The 21576-nt window shown below is 63.8% G+C and carries 18 protein-coding genes and 1 pseudogene; 5 read left to right on the forward strand and 14 right to left on the reverse strand.

All coding sequences use genetic code 11. From position 1 onward, the window contains the following. Positions 1 to 29 precede the first annotated feature (29 nt). On the forward strand, positions 30 to 257 hold the full coding sequence (locus PVA39_RS17460; protein ID WP_274125137.1) for a PA4570 family protein: 228 nt from the start codon (positions 30 to 32) through the stop codon (positions 255 to 257). A 165-nt stretch (positions 258 to 422) separates the two neighbouring features. Here PVA39_RS17460 and PVA39_RS17465 read toward each other — a convergent pair whose 3' ends face one another. From PVA39_RS17465 to PVA39_RS17500, 9 genes and pseudogenes are all read right to left on the reverse strand, one after another. Continuing rightward, complete coding sequence (locus PVA39_RS17465) at positions 423 to 1040, reverse strand: FKBP-type peptidyl-prolyl cis-trans isomerase (protein ID WP_274125138.1); 618 nt, start codon at positions 1038 to 1040, stop codon at positions 423 to 425. Between the two features lie 66 nt (positions 1041 to 1106). Next, positions 1107 to 1412, reverse strand: coding sequence for a DUF6482 family protein (locus PVA39_RS17470; RefSeq protein ID WP_274125139.1), 306 nt, complete (start codon positions 1410 to 1412; stop codon positions 1107 to 1109). A 105-nt stretch (positions 1413 to 1517) separates the two neighbouring features. Continuing rightward, the gene (locus PVA39_RS17475; RefSeq protein WP_013789835.1) at positions 1518 to 2006 is read right to left on the reverse strand and encodes a TIGR00645 family protein; all 489 of its coding nucleotides are present in this window, start codon (positions 2004 to 2006) and stop codon (positions 1518 to 1520) included. A 182-nt stretch (positions 2007 to 2188) separates the two neighbouring features. After that, positions 2189 to 2530, reverse strand: coding sequence for a PA4575 family protein (locus PVA39_RS17480; protein WP_093505456.1), 342 nt, complete (start codon positions 2528 to 2530; stop codon positions 2189 to 2191). A gap of 179 nt (positions 2531 to 2709) precedes the next feature. Continuing rightward, positions 2710 to 5178, reverse strand: coding sequence for a Lon protease family protein (locus PVA39_RS17485; protein WP_274125141.1), 2469 nt, complete (start codon positions 5176 to 5178; stop codon positions 2710 to 2712). Between the two features lie 133 nt (positions 5179 to 5311). Beyond that, the gene (locus tag PVA39_RS17490) at positions 5312 to 6475 is read right to left on the reverse strand and encodes a type III PLP-dependent enzyme (RefSeq protein ID WP_093505460.1); all 1164 of its coding nucleotides are present in this window, start codon (positions 6473 to 6475) and stop codon (positions 5312 to 5314) included. A gap of 522 nt (positions 6476 to 6997) precedes the next feature. Further along, positions 6998 to 7858: a methyl-accepting chemotaxis protein gene (locus tag PVA39_RS23525; protein ID WP_443200979.1), complete on the reverse strand. Its 861-nt coding sequence runs from the start codon at positions 7856 to 7858 to the stop codon at positions 6998 to 7000. Continuing rightward, positions 7853 to 8974: pseudogene (locus tag PVA39_RS23530) on the reverse strand (Cache 3/Cache 2 fusion domain-containing protein); the annotation flags it as partial. The gene PVA39_RS23525 and the pseudogene PVA39_RS23530, both read right to left, overlap by 6 nt. Positions 8975 to 9158: 184 nt before the next feature. Beyond that, positions 9159 to 10079: a LysR substrate-binding domain-containing protein gene (locus PVA39_RS17500; RefSeq protein WP_274125143.1), complete on the reverse strand. Its 921-nt coding sequence runs from the start codon at positions 10077 to 10079 to the stop codon at positions 9159 to 9161. A 139-nt stretch (positions 10080 to 10218) separates the two neighbouring features. Here PVA39_RS17500 and PVA39_RS17505 point away from each other — a divergent pair, with 139 nt between their 5' ends. Then, entirely contained in the window at positions 10219 to 11595 is a 1377-nt protein-coding gene (locus PVA39_RS17505) for a NorM family multidrug efflux MATE transporter (protein WP_274125144.1), read from the forward strand. A gap of 18 nt (positions 11596 to 11613) precedes the next feature. On the opposite strand, the gene PVA39_RS17510 is transcribed toward PVA39_RS17505, so the two are convergent. Beyond that, complete coding sequence (locus tag PVA39_RS17510; protein ID WP_274125145.1) at positions 11614 to 13284, reverse strand: putative bifunctional diguanylate cyclase/phosphodiesterase; 1671 nt, start codon at positions 13282 to 13284, stop codon at positions 11614 to 11616. Between the two features lie 256 nt (positions 13285 to 13540). Between PVA39_RS17510 and rep the strand changes: the two genes are divergently transcribed. The 3 genes from rep to PVA39_RS17525 all read left to right on the forward strand — a co-directional run bounded on the left by rep (position 13541) and on the right by PVA39_RS17525 (position 16923). Beyond that, positions 13541 to 15550: a DNA helicase Rep gene (rep, locus tag PVA39_RS17515; RefSeq protein WP_274125146.1), complete on the forward strand. Its 2010-nt coding sequence runs from the start codon at positions 13541 to 13543 to the stop codon at positions 15548 to 15550. A gap of 200 nt (positions 15551 to 15750) precedes the next feature. Beyond that, positions 15751 to 16233 carry a UPF0158 family protein gene (locus PVA39_RS17520; RefSeq protein WP_274125147.1) on the forward strand — a complete coding sequence of 161 codons (483 nt, stop codon included), beginning with the start codon at positions 15751 to 15753 and terminating at the stop codon, positions 16231 to 16233. A gap of 117 nt (positions 16234 to 16350) precedes the next feature. After that, positions 16351 to 16923 carry a xanthine phosphoribosyltransferase gene (locus PVA39_RS17525; RefSeq protein WP_274125148.1) on the forward strand — a complete coding sequence of 191 codons (573 nt, stop codon included), beginning with the start codon at positions 16351 to 16353 and terminating at the stop codon, positions 16921 to 16923. Here PVA39_RS17525 and PVA39_RS17530 read toward each other — a convergent pair. The 4 genes from PVA39_RS17530 to alr all read right to left on the reverse strand — a co-directional run bounded on the left by PVA39_RS17530 (position 16907) and on the right by alr (position 21449). Continuing rightward, positions 16907 to 19039, reverse strand: a complete 2133-nt coding sequence (locus PVA39_RS17530; RefSeq protein WP_274125149.1) for an acetyl-CoA hydrolase/transferase C-terminal domain-containing protein — start codon at positions 19037 to 19039, stop codon at positions 16907 to 16909. The genes PVA39_RS17525 and PVA39_RS17530 overlap by 17 nt on opposite strands. Before the next feature lie 130 nt (positions 19040 to 19169). After that, positions 19170 to 19592 carry a c-type cytochrome gene (locus PVA39_RS17535; protein WP_147176942.1) on the reverse strand — a complete coding sequence of 141 codons (423 nt, stop codon included), beginning with the start codon at positions 19590 to 19592 and terminating at the stop codon, positions 19170 to 19172. Between the two features lie 137 nt (positions 19593 to 19729). Next, positions 19730 to 20278 carry a cupin domain-containing protein gene (locus PVA39_RS17540; protein ID WP_013789822.1) on the reverse strand — a complete coding sequence of 183 codons (549 nt, stop codon included), beginning with the start codon at positions 20276 to 20278 and terminating at the stop codon, positions 19730 to 19732. A 97-nt stretch (positions 20279 to 20375) separates the two neighbouring features. Then, positions 20376 to 21449: an alanine racemase gene (gene alr, locus PVA39_RS17545; RefSeq protein WP_274125150.1), complete on the reverse strand. Its 1074-nt coding sequence runs from the start codon at positions 21447 to 21449 to the stop codon at positions 20376 to 20378. Between the last annotated feature and the right edge of the window lie 127 nt (positions 21450 to 21576).

The following is a 21576-nucleotide window of genomic DNA, read 5'->3' on the forward strand; positions in this document are numbered from 1 at the left end:
ATCTACCAATCACTCAGGGAGATGCGAGCATGACCTATCTAATCGACGCCTGGCTGGACCGCCCTCATCCCTACCTGCGCATCCTGCACCGCGAGACCGGCGAAGTCTGCGCCTTACTCGAAGAGGAGGCTCTGGACGAATTGCGTAAGCAGGGTGATTTGGATCTGCACGAGCTGAGCTCGAGCGAGCCGCTGATCCTCAAGGAACTGGTGCGCAGCCTGTTCCTGTATTGCTATGCCCGGGCCTTGCGCCCGTGATGCTTATCCGAAGGCTCGCGAGCTAGAGCCCTGCAATGCCTATTCGTCCCCACAAAAAATAGGCGAAGAAGCGGCCGGGGTCGCGACCGACTGTACTGTCGCACATGAGCTTCTCGCCTATTTTTTAACGCCGCAGGGCCGACGCGCAGCAGACTTCGCAGGTGCTTACAGGATGTCGAGCAGCTCGACATCAAAAACCAGCACGCTGTGCGGCGGGATGCTGCCAACGCCCTGGGCGCCATAGGCAAGCTCGCTCGGCACGTACAGGCGCCATTTGCTGCCAGTACCCATCAGTTGCAGGGCCTCAGTCCAGCCGGCGATCACGCCGCCGACCGGGAATTCCGCCGGCTGGCCACGTTCGTAGGAGCTGTCGAATACGCTGCCGTCGATCAGGGTGCCGTGATAGTGGGTGCGCACGCTGTCATCACGTGATGGTTTGGCGCCTTCGCCCGCGGTCAGCACTTCGTACTGCAGGCCGGAGGCCAGCACGGTGACGCCTTCGCGCTTGGCATTCTCGGCCAGGAAGGCCAGGCCGGCGCCGGCAGCCGCGTCGGCCTTGGCCTTGGCTTCGGCCTGCATGACGTCGCGGATTACCTTGAAGCTGGCCGACAGTTCGGCCTCGCCGACGCGGCTCTCCTGGCCGGCGAAAGCATCGCGCAGACCAGCCAGAATGGCATCCAGGCTCACGCCCGGCGGCGGGTTGTCGCGCAGCTGGCCACCAAGTTGACGGCCAATGCCGTAGCTGACGCGTGCTTCGTCAGTGGAAAGATCGAGTTCGGACATATCGCCGCTCCGCTAGCAGGAAAAAAGGCCGGCTAGCCTATCACGGTTCAAGCCGTCGCCCGCGCGTTACCAGCGGCTACGCAGGCCGACCGGTACACGCAGGGCGTCGCGGGCGCCGGTCGGCAGGCCGCACATCTCGTCGTAGGCCGAGGCATGCACCAGAAACAGCGGCACGTCCGGCAGCTCTTCGAGCAGGTCACGAGCATGTTCCACCGAGCGCAGGTGCAGGTTGCGCCCCGCCTCGTCGCGCAGGTAGGCGCGTTGCTCGACGCCGAGAATCTGCAGCAGGTAGATGCCGCCTTCCAGGGAAATCAATTCGAGTTCGCTCACCGCACCATCGCGAGCCGCTCGCAGCAATTCGGGCAGAGTCATGGCATGTCTCCCAGGCAAGAAGTACCACTATACGATTGTCACCACGCCGATAACAAAACGCCCGGTAGTCCTCACGGAAAACCGGGCGTTCGGATGAGGCCGTGATCAGTGCTTGGTCAGCTTGTCCAGGTAACCCATGGCAAAGGCCGAGACCACGAAGGTCATGTGGATGATCACGTACCACTTCAGGTGCTCGGGATCATGGTTGCGCGCGTCCATGAACACCCGCAACAGGTGGATCGAGGAAATCGCCACGATGGACGCCGCCACCTTCATCTTCAGCGAGCTGGAATCCATCTTGCCGAGCCAGGCGAGCTTTTCCTTGCTGTCGTCGATATCCAGCTGCGAAACGAAGTTTTCGTAGCCGGACATCATCACCATCACCAGCAGGCCGCCGACCAAGGCCATGTCGACCAGCGACAGCAGCACCAGGATCAGATCGGCCTCGGCCATGCTGAAGATGCCGGGCAGGATGTGGAAGATTTCCTGGAAGAACTTCAGGGCCAGCGCCAGCAGGCCCAGTGACAGACCGAAATAGATGGGGGCCAGCAGCCAGCGCGATGCGTACATCGCGTTCTCGATAAAGCGTTCCATGGGCTCTCACAGGTGGTGAACAGGCGAGCGAGTATACCCAGCGCTCAAGTACAGGCAAGCCGCGGCGCATGGGCTGAATACGGCCAAGCTCGAGGCCTATTGGTGATTGTGGATAAGATTATCTGCCGTGCGTTGCCGGGCTGACCAGCCGGTCGCCCTACGAACGGTTCCACACTGCCGCTTCAGCTCTCGGGCCAGGACAGCGATACGGGCCGGGACGCGCCGTGAGCACCATTCAAACGGCGCAACTGGGCCTGGGCGTGCAGGCGCCAGATCAGCGGTTCGTGGCAGGGGCCATAACCCTGGGCGGCGAGGCTTTCGGCAATGTCATCGAGCAGGCGCTCGACCACCAGAGGCCCGTGGAATGGGCCTTGCGCCTTGACAGCGGAGGGTTGTCGGGCAGTCAGGCCGGCGACGCAGATCAGCGTCCACAGCCCTTGATCGCCCGCCAGGGGCAGCGCCACGCACTCGATGCGAGTGGTCACGCCGAGGCAATCACGGGTCAGGCAGAGGCTACGCGACATGGCGGCGATCCTCGCAGAGACAGACCTGCAGCCTACACCTGTAGCGCCCGCTGGCAAAGACAGGTTTATACACACAAACTGTGGATAACCTTGTGCATGACAGGTGTGCAAACAACCCATGCCGCCGACTGAAGGGTGGCGGGCGAGCCGATCAGCGAGTGATCAGCCCGCCAACCGCCCTACTCCGCGGTCGGCTTTTTCGCCCGGGGCTTCTTGGGCTTCTCCGGCAGCGCCGCGGTTAGCGCTTCCTTGGCCTGTTCAGGCTTTTCTTCCTCACCCATGCCGATCTCGGCGATCTCGCGCAAGCGCTCGACCACCCGCGCGTTCACGCTGCCCTTGGGAAAATGGCCCTTGTCGTCTGGCGTGCCGGCATCCTCACCGACAAGCAGGCTCAGCGCCTCATCCACATGGCGCACGGCGTAGATATGGAACTGCCCGGCGCGCACGGCCTGCAAAACACGCTCGTCGAGCATCAGGGTGGAGACGTTGGAGTGCGGGATGATCGCGCCCTGCTCGCCGGTCAGCCCGCGGGCCTCGCAGAGGCGGAAGAAGCCTTCGATCTTCTCGTTGACGCCACCGACCGCCTGCACCTCACCGAACTGGTTGATCGACCCGGTGATGGCGAAGCACTGCTTGAGCGGCGTGCGCGACAGCGCCGAGATCAGCGTGCACACCTCACCGAGCGAGGCGCTGTCGCCATCGACGTAACCGTAGGACTGCTCCAGGGCAATGCTCGCCGAAATCTCCAGCGGGAATTCCTGGGCGTAGCGGCTGCCGAGAAAACCGGTAAGGATCATCACGCCCTTGGAGTGGATCGGCTGGCCGAGGTTGACCTCACGCTCGATGTCGACGATGCCCGAACCGCCCGGATAAACGGTGGCGGAGATGCGCGCCGGCACGCCAAAGGCCGAGTCGCCGACTTCCAGCACGGTCAGACCGTTGCACTTGCCGATGGCCGCGCCGACGGTGTCGATGAGGATGATGCCGGCGAGCATGTCGTCGATGATCCGCGCCGAGACGCGCCCGGTGCGGGTGGCCTTGGCCTTGAGCGCACGCTCGATATGGTCGGCGTCGGTGACCGCTTCGCCGGCCAGATTGCGAATGAAGTCCGCCTCGCTGACCAGCTGGAACAGGTCGCCGATGCGCGCCGACAACCGCCCCTGGTGTTCGGCCAGGCGCGCGCTGTAGGTGGCCAGGCGAGCCACCGCAGCAGCGGTGAGCGGCGCCATGCCCTCTTCAGTGGTGCGGGTCTTCATCAGCTGGGCGAACTGCTCCAGGCTGTCGTCGGCCAGCGGGATGTCCTCGTCGAAGTCGACCAGCACCCGGAACATCTCCTGGAAGTCCGGATCGGCGTCCTGTAACGCGTAGTACAGCTGGCGCGAACCGATGATCACTACCTTGAGCTGCAGCGGTACGGTTTCCGGATTCAGGGTCACGGTGGCGATGCGACCGAGGTCGGCCAGCGGTGATTCCATCTTCAGCTTGCGCGACTGCAGGGCGCGCTTGAGCGCCTCCCAGACGAACGGCTCGCTGAGGAATTTCTCAGCCTCAAGGATCAGGAAACCGCCATTGGCGCGATGAAGCGCACCGGGACGCAGCTGCCGATAGCTGGTGTAGAGCGCACCCTGGTCGGTGTTGTACTCGATGCGGCCGAACAGGTTGTCGTAGGTCGGGTGCGGCTCGAACACCACCGGCGCGCCGCCATCGACGTGGTGACCGACGATCAGGCTCGGGCAGTACAGCTCTTCGAGCAGCTTGCGGGTCTGGGCATCGGGCTTTTCCACCTCGATCAGCAGGTCGATCACGCTTTTCAGCAGATCCACCTGCATGGCCTGCAGGTAGGCGCACACACCGGCGTTCTCGGCGTACTTCTCCGACAGCGGCGCCAAAAGCGGCTGCAGCGCCACGGTGATGGTTTCCTCGTTGAGCTGGCGCAACTGGTTGCTCGACTCGCGCTTCCACTGCGGCAGGCTGGCCAGCTCCTCGTTGAGGCGCTCTTCCAGGGCAGCGATATCAGCGTGGAAGCGCTCGCGCTCGGTTTCCGGCAGTTGGGCGAATTCGGCCTCGTCCAGGGCCTTGCCGTCGAGCATCGGCGTGAAGGCGATGTTGGTGCTGTCGCGGTACAGAGCGATGCCGCGCTCCAGGGACAAACGCTCGATGACGTCCAGCGCCTGGTCGTAGCGCTTGTTGAAGGCGCGGTCGATGGCGCTCTTCTTCTGCTGGAACGACGGATGCTCGAAGACCGCCGGAAAGGTGGCCAGCAGGTTGTCGATCAATGCGTTGATGTCGGCGATGAACTCGCTGGCGGTGCCGGGCGCCAGCTCCACCGCGCGGGGTTCGCGGGGCTCGTCGAAGTGGTTGACGTAAACCCGATCCGGCGGCGTTTCCAGGCGTTTGCCCTCGGCCTGCAGGTAACGTTTGACGAAAGAGAAGCGGCCGGTGCCCGGCTCACCCATGACGAATACGTTGTAGCCGGGGCGCGGCATGGCCACGCCGAACTGCAGCGCCTGCACGGCGCGCTCCTGGCCGAGTACGCCACGGAAGGGTTCCAGGTCATCGGTGGTAGTGAAGGCGAACTGCTTGGGCGAGAAGGGACGGGTGAGTGCATCGGGCGCCAGGCGCAGGCCGGCTGCAACGGGATCGGGCATCGGGGATCCTTAAATACCGCGGAGAGTTGCCTGCATTCTCGCGCCGCCCACTTCCCGCTGGCAAGGCGCAATACCGACAGGCGCAAAGCAAAACGCCCGCAACGGGTGCGGGCGCTTGGCGGTGCAGCGAGGCTTACAGGTAGAAGGCTTTCAACGGCGGGAAGCCATTGAATTCCACGGCGCTGTAGCTGGTGGTGTAGGCACCAGTGGAGAACCAGTAGAGGCGGTCACCGCTAGCCAGGTTCAGGGGCAGGCCGTACTTGTAGTGCTCGTACATGATGTCGGCGCTGTCGCAGGTCGGGCCGGCGATCACCACCTCTTCCATCTCGCCCTTCTTCTCGGTCCAGATCGGGAACTTGATGGACTCGTCCATGGTTTCGATCAGGCCGCTGAACTTGCCCACGTCGGTGTACACCCAGCGCTCGACGGCGGTACGCGACTTGCGCGCCACCAGCACCACTTCACTGACCAGCACGCCGGCGTTGGCAATCAGCGAACGGCCCGGCTCGAGGATGATTTCCGGCAGCTCGTCGCCGAAATCTTCCTTGAGGAAGCGGATGATTTCCTCGGCGTAGGTTTCCAGGCTGTTGGTGCGGGTGATGTAGTTGGCCGGGAAGCCGCCGCCCATGTTGATCATCTGCAGCTCGATGCCGTCTTCTTCTTTCAGACGCTCGAAGATCACCTTGACCTTGGCGATGGCCGCGTCCCACACATCGATGTCGCGCTGCTGGCTGCCTACGTGGAAGGAAATGCCGTAGGGCACCAGGCCGAGCTGTTTGGCAAGAATCAGCAGATCCAGCGCCATGTCCGGCTGGCAGCCGAACTTGCGGCTTAGCGGCCAGTCGGCCGAGGTCGAGCCTTCGGTGAGGATGCGCACGTAGATCTTCGAGCCCGGCGCGGCCTTGGCGATGTTGCGCAGGTCGGCTTCGGAGTCAGTGGCGAACAGGCGCACACCCTTCTCGTAGAAGTACCGGACGTCGCGGGCCTTCTTGATGGTGTTGCCGTAGCTGATGCGCTCCGGGCCCACGCCGGCGGACATCACCTTGTCGAGCTCGTAGATCGAGGCGATGTCGAAGCTCGAACCCTTGTCGCGCAGCAACTCGATGATTTCGATGGCCGGGTTGGCCTTGACGGCGTAGTACACCTTGGCGAATTCGAAACCGGCGCGCAGGTCGTCGTAGGCCTGACTGATGATCGCGGTGTCGATCACCACGAACGGGGTTTCCTGCTGGTCGGCGAAGGCCTTCATTTTGTTGAAGGTTTCGCGTGGGTAGTAGTCTTCGACCTTGATCGACATGCGGGTCTCCAAATGGCTAAACCATGAACACTAGGATTCGGGCAGTTGAACCGGGCACAGGTTCAACGTCGGGGGCGACCGATTCTGCAATCGGCCGGAAAGCCTGTTGCCAGGCCAGGAACGTCTGATCAGTTTCCCCACTTTGGTTCGCCTACTTCCCAAGGCATGTCGCCGAGAATTGCCTGACCTGAAAACAGGTCGAACAACCTCTCGTCGTCAGTACTTGAGCCGAATGGATCGTTGCCAGCATGGACGTTCGGGCGCGGACTTTAAGACCATGACTCGCTCAGATCAATCAAAAATTGCCCGTGACGGAAACTGATTTTCCAGGCGTTTCGGATTCCACACGAATCGCGGCGAAATGCTGCACAGCCGCGGGCTGCACGAGCACTCAGCACACCGGGGCGACAGCCTGGCACCGAGGCTTTTCAGGATGATGACTTCAAGCGTAGACGAGCCCCGGAATCGGGGCTCGCAAGACGGCTGGCGCCAGTAGGCAGCGCCAGCCTATGGAGGGCGGGCTTAGCGGAAGCGCTCGACTTCGCGGTGCAGGTCGCTGGCCAGGGTTTCCAGCTCTTTGGAAGTGTGCGCCAGATTGGCGATCACTTCGCGCTGCTCGCCGTTGGCCAGGGCGATGCTCTGCAGGTTGCTGCTCAGCACCGTGGCAGTGCTGCTCTGCTCAGCGGTGGCGGTGGTGATGGCGGCGAACTGCTCGCCGGCTGCGCTGGTCTGCTCGGCGATATGGGTCAGCGCCGCGGCGACCTTGGCATTAAGTTCCAGGCCGTTCTGCATCAGCTGGCGGCCCTGCTCCATGGTGCTGATCGCACTGCTGGTCTCGCCCTGGATGCTGCTGATCATGCTGGAAATTTCGGTGGTCGCCTCGCGGGTCCGACCGGCCAGGCTGCGCACCTCGTCGGCGACCACGGCGAAACCGCGGCCCTGCTCGCCGGCACGCGCTGCCTCGATGGCCGCATTGAGCGCCAGCAGGTTGGTCTGGTCGGCAATCGAGGTGATCACGCTGAGAATGCCGCCGATTTCCTGGGAACGCTGGCCCAGGCTGTCGATGACCTTGGCGGCGCTGTTGACCGACTGGGAAATCTGCTCCAAGGCAGCCGACGCTTCTTCCATCGAGGTGCGGCCAATGCGAGTCTGGCTGGCGTTCTCACTGGCCATGCGCTCGGTACTGCGCATGTTGTCGGCGATGTTCAGCGAAGTGGCGCTGAATTCCTCTACCGCGCCGGCCATGCTGCTGATCTCGCCGGACTGCTGCTCGATGCCTTCATAGGCACCACGCGACAGGCCGGACAGCGCTTCGGCGCGCTGGCTGACGTTGCCGGCGGCGCCGCGGATGCGCGCGACCATGGTCGACAGCGCCTCGCTCATCTGGTTGAAGCTGCGCGACAGCTCGCCGATCTCGTCGTGACTCTTGACCTGCAGGCGCACGCTCAGATCACCGGCGCCGAGGGCCTGGGCCTGCTCGACCAGATCACCCAGCGGGCGCAGCTTGCGGCGCAGCAGCCAGATCACCGCCAGCACGGCCAGAACCAGGGTCACCAGGCTGCCGATGGCCAACTGGCTGCCGACGCTCCAGGTCACCGCCTGGATCTCTTGTTCTGGCATGCTAGCCACCACGGTCCACGGGCCGCCGGCGAAGGGCACAGCAACGCTGTAGAACTGCTGCTCGCCATCGCTCCAGAAACCGCCCTTGCCCGGAGTACCAAGCACCTTGGTCATGTTGCCCGTCAGTTGCTCGGGATTCTTGGCGCTGAAGGGCGCCACCAGCCATTTGTTCTGATCGTCGAGCAGCGCCAGGGAGCCGGTGCTGCCGATACGGAAGCGCTGCAGGTTGGCGAACTGGGCGTTCTGCGCGTCGGTGTAATCGAAGCCGACGAACAACACGGCGATCACCCGGCCCGCGCTGTCGCGTACCGGCGTGTACTGGGTCATGTAGAAGCGCTCGAACAGCAGCGCGCGGCCGACGTAGTTGTCGCCGGCCAGCAGGCGGGCGTAGGCCGGATGGTTGCGGTCGAGCACGGTGCCGATGGCGCGGCCACCGTCCTGCTTGGTCAGCGAGGTGGTCACGCGCACGAAGTCGTCGCCATCACGCACGAAGATGGTCGCCACACCGGCGGTCAGGCGGCGAAATTCATCGACTTCGCTGAAATCGTTGTTCAGCTGGGTGTTGCCCAAGTACAGGGCAGGCGCCTGCAGAGCGCCGACGGTCACGCGTTCGTCCGGGCTGACGCGCAGGCCGCCACTGAAGCGGCGCTCGAACAGGCCGGCCAGGCGCTGGGTGCTTTCACGCAGGCTTTCGTGGAAGGTGCTCAGCTGGTCGGCCAGCAGGCGCGCTTCGCTGCCCAGGTGCTCTTCGCGGGTCACCAGGTTGGCGCTGCTCAGCGAGCGCAGGGCGAATACGGTACTGACACTGATCAGCAGCACCAGCATGGCAGCGAGGGCCGTCGCCAATTGCCAGGCGATACGGGAACGGGGTTGGTTCATGAAAATCTCCGAGCTCCATCGTCCCTGTATGGAGAAATTGAATAAATAATGATCAGCCTGTAATTCGGCGAGCGCGGAGAATACTTGAGAGTTTTAGTGCGTCAATGGCCATCATGACGCTATCACCACATTTTTTACGTGGGGTAATGAAAAAGTCTCGTTTCTGAGATTTTTTATTGCTTTTCTAGCGGCGTAGCTCGACCTTGGGCAATTGCATGGCGGCGACCTCCGCGAGCAGGAACTCGGCCAGCCGCTCGAAACGCTCCTGGCCACGGCGCGCCTTGGGCCAAACCAGGTAATAGCTTTCGCCGCTGAACACGGCGGTCGGCCAGGGCAACGCCAGGCGGTCCAACAACACGTCCTCGGCGACCATGGCCAGGTCGCCGATCGACACGCCGTACCCACGGGCGGCGGCGACGATGCCCAGCTCCAGGGTGTCGAACACCTGGCCGCCCTTGAGCGACACCTGGTCGCTCAAGCCCATGGCCTGCAGCCAGCGGCGCCAGTCACGACGGTCAGGCGTGGGGTGCACCAGCTCGGCCTGTTGCAGGCGTCCCACATCCCAAGGCTTTTCGCCCAGGGCACCAGGCGCACAGACGGGAATCAGCCATTCCTCGAACAGCCGCACGCTGTGCCATTCGTTGCTGAAGGTGCCGGTGCCGAGCAACACAGCACAATCGAAAGGCTCATGGAGAAAATCCACCCGATCGAGATCCATCCAGGCGCTGGTGAGCTGCACCTCGAGATCGGCGTGCCGGGCGCGAAACAGCGACAGACGCGCCAGCAACCAGCGCATGGTCAAGGTCGAGGGCGCCTTGAGGCGCAGGGTGCCCTCCTCCACCCGCAAGGGCGCGCAGGCCCGCTCCAGGGACTCGAAGCCCTCGCGCACGCCCGGCAGCAACAGACTCGCCGGCTCGGTCAGGTGCAGCGCGCGACCACGGCGCTCGAACAGCCGGCAGGCAAAGTGTTCTTCGAGGGTACGAATGTGCCGGCTGACCGCACTCTGAGTGATCGCTAGCTCATCGGCAGCGCGGGTAAAGGACAAATGCCGCGCCGCAGCCTCGAAGGCGCGCAACGCATATAAAGGCGGCAAGTACCGGTTCAACGACCTTCACCATGAGTTTTAATCATGCCTGGCATCGCTATTTTCCTTTTGTGGGCTTTAGCTATAAACCCGAGAATAGCCGGCAATGCTTATCTCCCGACAGCCCGGGAGTAATTATCCAGCCGAAGTTTTACTCATCATGAAAAGTCCCCTTGGTCACGAACTGAGCGCCCTGCTGCGCCTCGCCGGCCCGCTGATCTCCGCACAGTTGGCCCATGCGCTGATGATCTTCACTGACACGCTGATGATGGCCATGCTCGGTCCAGGGCAACTGGCCGGCGGCGCTCTGGGCGCGACCTGCTACTTCATCTTCTCGATCTTCTGCGCCGGGGTGATCGCCGCCGTCGGCAGCATGATCGCCATCCGCCACGGCGCCGGCGACCCGCAGGGCGTCACCCGCCTGCTGCGCAACGGCCTGTGGCTGGCCATCCTGCTGGGCATCATCAGTGCGCTGTGCCTAAATGGCCTCGGCCCGCTACTACCGCACCTGGGTCAGGACCCGGCAGCATCCAGCCAGGCCATGCACTTCCTGCGACCTCTATCACTGGGCCTGCCCGCCTACCTGTGCTTCATGGCGCTGCGCGGCTTCACCAGCGCCATCGGCCATCCCGGCCCGGTGATGACCATCAGCATCGTCGGCACCATCGCCAATTTCATTATCAACTACGCGCTGATCAAGGGCTGGTTCGGCGTAGACCTCGGCCTGAGCGGGATCGGCCTGACCACCGCACTGGTCAGCAGCGCCATGGCGCTGGCACTGGGGCTGTACATCCTGATCTCGCCGACCTATCAGCGCTACAAGCTACGCGGCGGCCTGGGTCGCCCGCAGCGCGCCGAACTCCGCGCCCTGCTGCGCCTCGGTCTGCCGATTGGCGGCACCTACGCCGCCGAGCAAGGGCTTTTCACCTTCGCCACCCTGTGCATGGGCGCCCTGGGCAGCGTGCAATTGGCGGCGCACCAGATCGCCATGCAATCGGTCGCCCTGGCCTTTATCGTTCCCCACGGCCTGTCCTACGCGGTGACTTTCCGGGTCGGTATGCATTACGGCGCAGGCCAGCTGCACCTGTCGCGCCTGGCTGGCCACCTGGGCATGGCCATGGGCGCCGCGCTTATGCTGCTGTTCGCCCTGGCGTTCTGGCTGCTGCCGGAATGGATCATCGGCCTGTTCCTCGACCGCCACGATCCGGCGTTCGCCAATATCGTCACCCTGGCGGTAAGCCTGCTGGCGATTGCCGCCTGGTTCGAGCTGTTCGATGGCCTGCAGAGCATCGCCATGGGTGCGATTCGTGGCCTCAACGACGGTCGCCTGACCCTGGTGATCGGTCTGACCGGTTACTGGTGCATTGGCGCACCGCTGGCCTGGCTGCTGGCCTTCCCGTTCGGTTGGGGCGCCCATGGCGTGTGGTGGGGCCTGGCTGCCGGCCTGGCGGTAACGGCAAGTGGCCTGGTGCTGGGTTTTCAGTGGAAGACCGCGCGCCTGCAAAAGCCCAAGGCGATGCAGACTTGCCTGTCCTGATCGGCTAACTAGCAGCGTTTAACAGCGACCACCAAGCAGCGGCTCCCGCACACCAGCCGACAGAAAGTGCCCCAGCTCGGTCAACGGCATGGCTCTGCTGATCAGGTAGCCCTGGGCCTGATCACAGCCGAATTCACGCAGTAGCTGCAGCTGCTCCTCGGTTTCCACACCTTCGGCGACCACCTGCAGATCCAGGTTGTGGGCCAGGCTGATCATCGCCTGCACCAGTTGCTGGCTCTGCGGACGCGTTTCCATGCCGGTGACGAAGCTGCGGTCGATCTTCAGCAGGGCGATGGGCAGGTTGCTCAGGTGCTCGAAGGACGAGAAGCCGGTGCCGAAGTCGTCCAGAGAGAAGCGCACCCCCAGATGCCCCAAGCGGCGCATGGTCTGCAGCACGTAGTCGCTGCGACGCATCACTGCGGTTTCGGTGAGTTCGAACTCCAGCCAATGACTGTCGATGCCACAGCTGTCGATCAGCCGCTCCAGAGTCGGTAGCAACTGGCTGTCCTGGAACTGGCGGAACGACAGGTTGACCGCCATGTGCAGCGCCGGGTGGCCGCGCTCGCGCAACAACTGCATGTCACGCATCGCCCGGTCGATCACCCAGTAGCCCAACGGTACGATCAGCCCACACTCTTCAGCCAGCGGCACGAATTCGCCCGGCAGCAACAGACCATGGGTTTCGTGCTGCCAACGCACCAGCGCTTCCAGGCCGACGATACGCCCGCTCTGCAGGCACAACCTGGGCTGGTAATGCAGTTGCAGTTCGCTCTTGCGCAACGCCCGGCGCAGCTCGCGCTGCAGGTCGATCTGGCAGCGCATGCCCTGATCGAGGCGCTCGTCATACAGATGAAAGGTGCAGCCCTGGCGGCCTTTGGCCTGTTGCATGGCGATATGCGCGTGCCACATCAGCGTGTCCGCGGTGCTTGCCGGCTTGGCCAGCGCCACACCGATGCTGCAGCCAAGCAGCAGGCTCTCGCCTTCGACCCAGTACGGTTCACCCAGCGCCTCGAGCAGGTGTTGCACCCAGGTGAGCAGCCGCGCAGGTTCGTCCTGACTGTCGACCAGCAGGGCGAATTCGTCGCCGCCCAGGCGCGCCAGTTGATCGCCTCGCACCAGATATTGTTTGAGACGCGCCACCACTTGCTGGATCAGCAGGTCGCCGGCGTGGTCGCCCAGGGCATCGTTGGCCTGGCGAAAGTTGTCCAGATCCAGCTGCACCAGCGCCAGACCGCCGCGGCTCGGCTTATCCAGCCGTGCGGCCAAAAGCGTGTGAAAGCCCTGACGGTTGGCGATGCCGGTCAGTGCGTCCCGCTCGGTAAGGCGCTGCAAGGTGAGGCGCAGACGGCCCTGCTCACGTACATAGCGCAGGCTACGGCGCAGGACATCGGCGCTGAGCTGATCGCGCACCAGCCAGTCGCAGACCTGGGGTGGCGTATCGTCCGGTTCCTGTTCCAGCAAAAGGATGATCGGCGCCGTACAGCGTCGCGAGTCGGGCAGGTGCGCGGGGGTGGTGAGCAGCACCGCGTCGTCGGCGTCGTCGAGCAGTTGCCGGGCGTCCGGCCAACTGGAGGCGCAGCTTAACGGCAGTGGAGCGTCCGCGGCGTCCAGACGCTCACGCAACAGCTCGCTCCACTGCGGCGTCTCGGCCAGCAATACCAGGCGCAACGGCTCGACGAATGCGCTCAAGAAAAATCCCCCGATGCACGAAAAAGATGAGCGCCTGCGGCGCTGCTGAATGCGCCGGTTCCGGCGTCAAATCAATCACTTCCGTGTAAGTCGCCGGACATCCTGCGATAAAACCCGGGCAATCGACAAGCCCGCCCGCGCAACGAGTGCGCAGAACATGCCCCATTGCACGGTTGTCGGCTGGCACCGCAAAGCCACGAAATGGCCGGCGACTTTCGGCTAAAATGCGCGGCCATTTTCCTCTGCGATAGACACGATGTCCCGACTCAACCCCCGGCAACAGGAAGCCGTGAACTACGTCGGCGGCCCTCTTTTGGTGCTCGCCGGTGCAGGCTCCGGCAAGACCAGCGTAATTACCCGCAAGATCGCCCACCTGGTGCAGAACTGCGGCATCCGCGCCCAGCACATCGTCGCCATGACCTTCACCAACAAGGCCGCGCGCGAAATGAAAGAGCGCGTCGGCACCCTGCTCAAAGGCTCCGAAGCCCGCGGTTTGACGGTGTCGACCTTCCACAACCTGGGCATGAACATCATCCGCAAGGAGTACGCACGCCTGGGCTACAAGCCTGGCTTCTCGATCTTCGATGACGGCGACATCAAGGCGCTGCTCACCGACATCATGCAGAAGGAGTACGCCGGCGACGACGGCGCCGATGAGGTCAAGAACTACATCGACAGCTGGAAGAACGACCTCATCCTGCCCGACGAGGCCCTGGCGGGCGCGCGCAACCCCAAGGAGCAGACCGCCGCCATCGTCTACCTGCATTACCAGCGCACGCTCAAGGCTTACAACGCGGTGGATTTCAACGACCTGATCCTGCTGCCGGTCAAGCTGTTCCAAGAGCACCAGGACATTCTGGAGAAGTGGCAGAACCGCATCCGCTACCTGCTCGTCGACGAATACCAGGACACCAACTCCAGCCAGTACCTGCTGGTGAAGCTCTTGGTAGGCATGCGCAACCAGATCACCGTGGTCGGCGACGACGACCAGTCGATCTACGCCTGGCGCGGCGCGCGGCCAGAGAACCTCAATCTACTCAAGGAAGACTACCCGTCGCTCAAGGTGGTGATGCTCGAGCAGAACTACCGCTCCACCAGCCGCATTCTCAAATGCGCCAACGTGCTGATCGCCAACAACCCCCACGCCTTTGAGAAGCAGCTGTGGAGCGAGATGGGCATGGGCGACGAGATCCGTGTGATCCGCACCCGCAACGAAGACGCCGAGTGCGAGCGGGTGGCGCTGGAGATTCTCACCGAACACCTGCGTACCCAGCGCCCGTACAGCGATTTCGCCATCCTCTACCGCGGCAACTACCAGGCCAAGCTGATGGAGCTGAAGCTGCAGCACCACCAGATCCCCTATCGCCTGTCCGGGGGCACCAGCTTCTTCGCCCGCCAGGAAGTGAAGGACCTGATGAGTTACTTCCGCCTGCTGGTCAACCCGGACGACGACAACGCCTTCCTGCGGGTGATCAACGTGCCACGCCGGGAGATCGGTTCCACGACCCTGGAAAAGCTCGGCAACTACGCCAACGAGCGCAAGATCAGCATGTACGCGGCCAGCGACGAGATTGGCCTGGGCGAGCACTTGGACAGCCGCTACACCGAGCGCCTGGCGCGGTTCAAGCGCTGGATGGACGGCGTGCGCGAGCAGTGCGTGGTCAACGAGCCGATCGCCGCGATCCGCAGCATGGTCATGGACATCGACTACGAGAACTGGCTGCGCCAGAACGCCTCCAGCGACAAGGTCGCCGAGGCGCGCATGGGCAACGTGTGGTTCCTGGTCGACGCCTTGAAGAACACCCTCGACAAGGACGAGGAAGGCGATATGACCATTGAGGATGCCATCGGCAAACTGGTACTGCGCGACATGCTCGAACGCCAGCAGGAAGAGGAAGAAGGTGCCGACGGCGTGCAGATGATGACCATGCACGCCTCCAAGGGTCTGGAGTTTCCGTCGGTTTACATCATCGGTTTCGAGGAGGAGATCCTGCCGCACCGCTCCAGCATCGAGGCCGACACCATCGAGGAAGAACGTCGCCTGGCCTACGTGGGCATCACCCGCGCCAAGCGCAACCTGGCGCTGACCTTCGCCGCCAAGCGCAAGCAGTACGGCGAAATCGTCGAATGCTCGCCAAGCCGCTTCCTCGACGAGCTGCCTCCGGAGGATCTGGTCTGGGAAGGTCAGGAAGAAGCCCCGGTCGAGGTCAAGGCCGCTCGCGGCAACGACGCCCTGGCCAGCATGCGGGCGATGCTCAAGCGCTAACTGCGCAGCACCGTAGCCCGGGTCGAGCGCAGCGACACCCGGGAAATTTTGCTGGGTATCGCACTGTTCAACCCAGGCTACGTTTTCACCAAGCCCAGTGTCTCCATGGGCACCAGTGCAACATTTCGTAGTCAGAGTGAAAGGCCGGCTCCAGCAGTCGGCTCCGTTATCGTCAGCTCCCCTTGCAGAGGCCCGGCACCATGCGCACGCTCACTCTCGACCTCGACACCCTGACCCAGTTGATCAACGGCCGTGAAACCCTCGAACACTGGCTCGACATGGAAGCCGGCACGGTGCTGAGCCTGTCGCCGGAAGACCAGGGCAGCGATGAGCGCCAGCAGGTACAGCTCAACCCCGACCGCTACGCCCGGGTGCCGAATCTCGACATGGCCCAGCGCGTGGCGATGCGCGAATCCTTTCTGTTCACCCTCAACGACCTCAATGCCCACCCGCTGCTCAGCGCCGCACTGACCGGCCGCAAGCCGCTCAAGGCCTTCGATTACGAGATCGACTATTTCCCTGCCCTGCGCCAGCAATGGCAGGAGTACGAGCAGAAGCAACTGCGCGAATACGCCCTCAACTGGCTGTTCGAGCTGGGCCTGGAGCCGGCACCGGACAAGCTGCCGCTGGACCCGCGCGGCATTCCGCGGGACATTCTGCGCCGGCTGACGCGCAGCGCCTGAGCGCTCGGCTGGGCCAGGCCACTGACGAGCGGAGCGGGCGCGCTGCGTTTTCGCTACAAATGATCAGCGTTTTGAGCGAAAATCCGCCGCTTTGCTCGTGAGCACAGAGGATCGATCGTGGAGTTGTTGAAACAGAAGATATGCAGTGAAGGTACCGTCCTCTCCGAGCAGGTGCTCAAGGTCGATGCCTTTCTCAACCACCAGATCGATCCCAAGCTGATGCAGGAGATCGGCCACGAGTTCGCCGAGCGCTTCAAGGGTCTGGGCATCACCAAGATCGTCACCATCGAAGCCTCGGGCATCGCACCGGCCGTGATGGCCGGCCTGGAACTGGGCGTGCCGGTGATCTTCGCCCGCAAGTACCAGTCGCTGACGCTGAAGGACAACCTGTACATTTCCAAGGTGTTCTCCTTCACCAAGCAGACCGAGAGCACCCTGGCGATTTCTTCCAAGCACCTCAATGCCAATGATCACGTGCTGCTGGTCGACGACTTCCTGGCCAACGGCCACGCCGCCAAGGCGCTGATCGACCTGGTCGGCCAGGCCGGCGCCAGCATCGCCGGCATTGGCGTGGTGATCGAGAAGTCCTTCCAGAGCGGTCGCAGCACCCTGGATGCCCAGGGTTACCGGATCGAATCCCTGGCGCGCATCAAGTCTCTGGAAGGCGGCAAGGTCACCTTTCTCGAGTAGCCTGCAGCCCAGCCAGCACCAGACGCTGGTACAGCTCCTCGCGCAAACCCTCGGGCCGCTCCAGGCCCATGCGCTGCAGGGCTTCTGGAAACGCCTCGGCAGGCGGCGCATCGAACGCCGCCTTGCCCAGCTCCAGCACTTCGCTCAGGCGAAACTTGCCCTTCAGCCAGGTCAGCGCCCGCAACAGCGCTTGCTCTTCATCGCTGAAATCGCTGCCCAGCGGGTACTCGGCGAACACCGGCCGATGGCCTGCAGCGATCCGTTCGAGACGCTCAGGCGTGTTGTCGGCGTAGCGCGCGTCGAGGCGGAAATCCTTCGGCAGCTTGCCGGCGTCGATCGCCTGCTCCATAAGCTCGCTCTGAAAGCGTGAGTCGGTGACCGCCAGCAGCGCCTCGATCACCTGGGAGTCGGTCTTGCCGCGCAGATCGGCAATGCCGTATTCGGTGATCACCACGTCACGCAGGTGGCGCGGAATGGTCACGTGGCCATATTCCCAGACGATGTTGGAGCGGACCTCGCCGGCCGACTCGCGCCAACTGCGCAGCAGCAGGATCGAGCGAGCGCCGGGCAGCGCGTGGCCCTGGGCGACGAAGTTGTACTGCCCGCCGACGCCGCTGAGCACACGGCCATCCTCCAGCTGATCGGCCACCGCCGCGCCGAGCAGGGTGACGGTGAAGGCACTGTTGATGAAGCGGGCATCCACGCGCTGCAGCCGCTTGAGTTCTTCCTGCCCGTACAGCTCGTTGATGAAGCCGATACCGGTCATGCCGAAACGGCTGCGCTGCTCCGTTGTCATGGCATTGAGGCGCTGGTAGAAAGATTGCGGCCCGAGAAAGAAGCCTCCGTGCACCACCACGCCATGCCGAGCGGGCGCCAGGTAATCACGCAGGGCTGCCTGGCTGAGGGGATCGGCCAGGTCAGTCGAGCATTGCTGATCGGTGGGCAGCAGCAGGTTTTCCCCCTGCATCTTGAGGTTGGCGTCCAACAGCCCGCCCTCCTGCATCCAGGCCAGCGCGGCGTCATCCAGGCGCGTGGGCAGGCCGGCATCGAGCAACGCTTGAATACTGCGCGGCTGGCCACTGGCATCCAGCGCACCGGCACTGGCCAGCCGCTGCACGCGTACGTCCGGGTAGACGACACGGCGGATCACCCCGGCCTCGGCCAGATCCAGCAGACCGTTGACGAACATTTCGCTGCAGCCGTACAGCCCGGTTTGAAACGGCCCGAGATCGCCCAGTTTGCTACTTAGCGGATGCAACTGATCGCCCTGCAGCTCATCGAGCGCCGCGCGGTACGCCGGGTTATCGGCATGACGCTGCAGCAACGCGGCGCAGACCGCATCGCCCATAGCGCCGATACCGATCTGCAGGCTGCCGCCGTCGCGCACCAGGGTGCTGGCGTACAAGCCGATGCAGTGATCCTGCACCGTGACCGGCATGTTCGGCGTGGAAAACAGCGTGCTGGCTTCGCTCTCCTGCAGCTGAATGTCGAAGACCTCACGGGATAGCTCGGCATCGCCCGCCATGTACGGCAGTTGCTCGTGAACCTGGGCCACGCAAAGGATGGTTTCGCCGCGGGCGCGCCGCTCCTGCAGCATCGGCAGCAGGTCGAGGGTGATGTCCGGGTTGCAGCTGAGGCTGAAGTGCTGGGGGCGCGCGGCGTCGACTGCGACCAGCTGGGCCACCACGTTGACGCCCTTGGCGTTCAGGTCGCGGGCGGCGTGGCTGTAGTTGCTGCTGGTGTAGTCCTGCTGGGTCGGTGCGCTGTCCAGCAGGCTGCCGGGCTGCAGGAAGAACTGTTCGATACGCACGTTGGGCGGCAGCCTGTCGGCCTGCAGGTCGGCGAGAAAATCCAGCTCCAGGTAATCGCCGTAGACCCGCTCGACGAAGGGGTCGAGAAAGCGCTGCTGCAGTTCCTGCTCGGCCCGCGGGCGCCCCAGGCACAGCGCCGTGTAGATGGTCAGCTCCCGTTCGGGCATCTCGAGCAGCCGCGCATACAGCGCGTTGACCCAGCGGTTGGGCTTGCCCAGGCCGAGGGGCAGACCGAGATGAATCGGCCCGTCGATGGTGCTCAGCACATGGTCGACAGCTTGCTCGAGGGTACGGGATTGGGGCATGCGGTTCTCCAGGCCAACGGTCGGGATCGTCGTCTTTGGACTCCCCCGTTGCGCCTTTTGCTGCATGTCGTCATCAGTCTGAAACAACAAAGCCGCCTGGCGGCGGCTTTGTGGGGGGATGATGCAGAGCTTAGAGGCCGGACATCTTCTGGATGGCCGCACGCAATTCGTCGTCCGAGCAGTCGCCACAGGTGCCCTTCGGCGGCATGGCGTTGATGCCGTTGATGGCCGCGGCAAGAATGCCGTCCAGCCCGCCCTGGTGGTCGGCACGGTCTTTCCAGGCTGCCGTGTCGCCGATCTTCGGTGCGCCGAGCAGGCCGCTGGTGTGGCAGGCCGTGCAGTGTTTGGCAATGATGTCATCGGCGCTGCGCGTGGCACCGGCGGCGGCAGTCGCCACGGTTTCAACGCCTTTGCATTCCTGACCGGCGATGCACACTTGCCCGACGGGTTTGATCCGCTCGGCGATCGCCTCGTCGGTGTTCGCCTGAGCCGTCACGGCCCACAGCGCCAGGGCGATGGCCGGCGCTACCAGCATGCTGCTAATTGGGTTCACTCAGATGCCCTCATGGATGACTAATCACGCTCGCGGCCAGGGTTTGGCAAGCCGGCAAAGTATACCGACTGGCCCGAGTGGCAGGATGCGTGACCCCATGACGCAGATCAACGACGGCGCAGATTGCTCGCGCCGGTTTAGAAGTTAGCGGGCGTGGTGGCGCTGATCAGCCGCGCCGGCTGATCGAAGGGATTGCGGAAACGGTGCGGCCGGCTGCTCTCGAAGTAGTAGCTGTCGCCGCTCTCGAGGATGAACACCTCGTCACCGACGGTCAGCTCCAGGCGCCCTTCCACCAGCATGCCGGTCTCCTCGCCCTCGTGGGCGTACATCTCCAGGCCGGTGTCGCTGTGCGGCGGGTAGGTTTCGTCGAGAAAGGAAATGGCGCGGCTGGGGTGGGCTTTGCCAATCAGCTTCATGGTGATCGCGCCGCTGTGAATATCGGTCAGCTCACTGGCGCGGTAGACCACCTGCACCTGGCTGTCCTGCTCGGCCTCCAGGGAGAAGAACTCCACCAGCGACATCGGGATGCCGGCCAGAACCTTCTTGAGCGAGCTGATCGAGGGGCTCACGCTGTTCTTCTCGATCATCGAAATGGTGCTGTTGGTAACCCCCGCCCGCTTGGCGAGTTCGCGCTGGGAAAGCCCCTTTTGCTTGCGAATAGATTGCAGGCGAAGACCGACGTCCAATGTTGGATACCCCCAGGTGAAGCCATGAAAAGTGGTCTTATCATGGCGACAGTGTTCAGTATTTACAACAGCCCGAACACCCGGGGTTCCATCGCGCCTAGGCTTCGCTGTAGATCAGCGGCACCCGCCGCACATTGCAGAACAGCTGATAGGGAATGGTGCCGGCGGCCAGGGCGACGTCGCTGGCCAGCACGCCGCGCCCCCAGAACTCGACGCGGCTGCCCAGACCAGCGCCCGGCAGGTCACTGAGGTCGACGGTGAGCATGTCCATGGAAACACGACCGATGATCCGCGAGGGCTGGCCGTCGATCAGCACCGGGGTGCCGGTCGGCGCGTGACGCGGATAACCGTCGGCGTAACCCATGGCGACCACGCCGACACGGGTGGCACGCTCGCTGACGAAACGCGCGCCGTAGCCGACCGGCTCGCCGGCCGGCAGGTCACGCACGCTGATGACGCGCGACTCCAGGGTCATCACCGGCTGCAGCCGGGCGGCGACGTCCTGGGCCCGCTCGAACGGCGTGGCGCCGTAGAGCATGATGCCGGGCCGCGACCAGTCACTGGGGATACTCGGCCAGCCCAGCAGGGCCGGCGAATTGCGCAGGCTGACCTCGGCGGCCAGGCCTTCGCGGGCCTGCTGAAACACCGCCAGTTGTTCATTACTGCGCGGGCAGTCGAGCTCGTCGGCGCGGGAGAAGTGGCTCATCAGCACGATCTTCACCACCTTGCCGCTGGCCAGCAGGCGCCGGTAGGCGGCCTGATAGTCGGCCGGGTGGAAACCGACGCGATGCATGCCGCTGTCCAGCTTAAGCCAGACGTTCAGCGGGCGCTTCAGGTCCGCCTGCTCGATGGCTTCCAACTGCCACCCGGCGTGCACCACGCACCACAGGTCATGCTCGTCGATCAGCGCCAGCTCGCTGGCCTCGAAGAACCCTTCGAGCAACAGGATCGGCGCGCTGATGCCCGCGGCGCGCAGTTGCAGTGCTTCTTCGATACATGCTACGGCGAAGCCGTCGGCATCCGCCTGCAGCGCCTGGGCACAACGTACCGCGCCATGCCCATAGGCATCGGCCTTGACCACTGCCAGCGCGCGGGCGCCAGCCAGTTCACGGGCCAGTTGGTAGTTGTGACGCAGGGCTTGCAGGTCGATCAGGGCACGGGCGGGACGCATGGTTATCTCGAAGGGCGGAAAATCACGGAGCAAGGTGAACGGTCAGTGGAGTGCTTTCGTGGGAGCGGGTAAGGACGAAGCGCCCTCCGGCTCCCACAAATCGGCCAGTTCTCAGGCCAGACGTGCT

Origin of the sequence: Pseudomonas sp. CNPSo 3701, from assembly GCF_028674975.1 — a bacterium.
GTDB lineage: Bacteria > Pseudomonadota > Gammaproteobacteria > Pseudomonadales > Pseudomonadaceae > Aquipseudomonas > Aquipseudomonas straminea.

Bases quoted from the DNA above. Each gene is read 5' to 3' on its own strand.
- PVA39_RS17460 (WP_274125137.1), top strand. From the start codon at position 30: ATGACCTATCTAATCGACGCCTGGCTGGACCGCCCTCATCCCTACCTG.
- PVA39_RS17465 (WP_274125138.1), bottom strand. From the start codon at position 1,040: ATGTCCGAACTCGATCTTTCCACTGACGAAGCACGCGTCAGCTACGGC.
- PVA39_RS17470 (WP_274125139.1), bottom strand. From the start codon at position 1,412: ATGACTCTGCCCGAATTGCTGCGAGCGGCTCGCGATGGTGCGGTGAGC.
- PVA39_RS17475 (WP_013789835.1), bottom strand. From the start codon at position 2,006: ATGGAACGCTTTATCGAGAACGCGATGTACGCATCGCGCTGGCTGCTG.
- PVA39_RS17480 (WP_093505456.1), bottom strand. From the start codon at position 2,530: ATGTCGCGTAGCCTCTGCCTGACCCGTGATTGCCTCGGCGTGACCACT.
- PVA39_RS17485 (WP_274125141.1), bottom strand. From the start codon at position 5,178: ATGCCCGATCCCGTTGCAGCCGGCCTGCGCCTGGCGCCCGATGCACTC.
- PVA39_RS17490 (WP_093505460.1), bottom strand. From the start codon at position 6,475: ATGTCGATCAAGGTCGAAGACTACTACCCACGCGAAACCTTCAACAAA.
- PVA39_RS23525 (WP_443200979.1), bottom strand. From the start codon at position 7,858: ATGAGCGAGGCGCTGTCGACCATGGTCGCGCGCATCCGCGGCGCCGCC.
- PVA39_RS17505 (WP_274125144.1), top strand. From the start codon at position 10,219: ATGAAAAGTCCCCTTGGTCACGAACTGAGCGCCCTGCTGCGCCTCGCC.
- rep (WP_274125146.1), top strand. From the start codon at position 13,541: ATGTCCCGACTCAACCCCCGGCAACAGGAAGCCGTGAACTACGTCGGC.
- PVA39_RS17520 (WP_274125147.1), top strand. From the start codon at position 15,751: ATGCGCACGCTCACTCTCGACCTCGACACCCTGACCCAGTTGATCAAC.
- PVA39_RS17530 (WP_274125149.1), bottom strand. From the start codon at position 19,039: ATGCCCCAATCCCGTACCCTCGAGCAAGCTGTCGACCATGTGCTGAGC.
- alr (WP_274125150.1), bottom strand. From the start codon at position 21,449: ATGCGTCCCGCCCGTGCCCTGATCGACCTGCAAGCCCTGCGTCACAAC.